Origin of the sequence: Aeromonas sp. PrichA-15 (assembly GCF_017939245.1) — a bacterium.
Taxonomy (GTDB): domain Bacteria; phylum Pseudomonadota; class Gammaproteobacteria; order Enterobacterales; family Aeromonadaceae; genus Aeromonas; species Aeromonas caviae.
Genome location: NZ_JAGKRH010000073.1, coordinates 1 through 506, shown reverse-complemented (window position 1 = coordinate 506; position 506 = coordinate 1). Strand labels below are relative to the sequence as shown.

Here is a 506-nt window from a genome sequence, read left to right as displayed (position 1 = left end):
GCCTTGGCTTTGTCCTTAGGCTTGTAAGGGCGAGCTGGCATCACCGCCACCTGATAGTGCTCGGCCAACTGCTGGTAGCTGGGGTTGAGCTCGGGATCGTATCGGCAAGCCTTGCTGACACCGCTCTTGAGGTTGTCGGGGATCAGTAGTGCCGGTGTACCACCGAAAAACTCAAAGGCACGGACATGGCTTTGCAGCCAGTCCGGCAGTGACTGGGACCAGGTGGCCTCGGCAAAGGTGTAGTTGGACGCACCAAGCACGGCGACAAAGATCTGGGCCTGACGGACCTCACCCGTAGTCGGCGAGACGATGGGCACCGTGGGCCCGCAGTAGTCGATAAAGAGCTTTTCCCCCGCCTTATGGATCTGGCGCATGGAGCGCTTTTGCAACTGACACCAGGACTTGTAACGGTCACAGAACTGGGAGTAGCTGTAACAGCTATTGGGATAGCGCTGGGTGTACTCCTCCCAGAGCAGCTGTTTGGAGACCCCCTTGCGCTTGAGCTC

The 506-nt window shown here is 58.7% G+C and carries 1 protein-coding gene; it reads right to left on the bottom strand.

The features are described from left to right. Window positions 1–506: IS21 family transposase (gene istA / locus J9889_RS11690; protein ID WP_210556757.1), on the bottom strand; the 506-nt coding region annotated here is incomplete at both ends.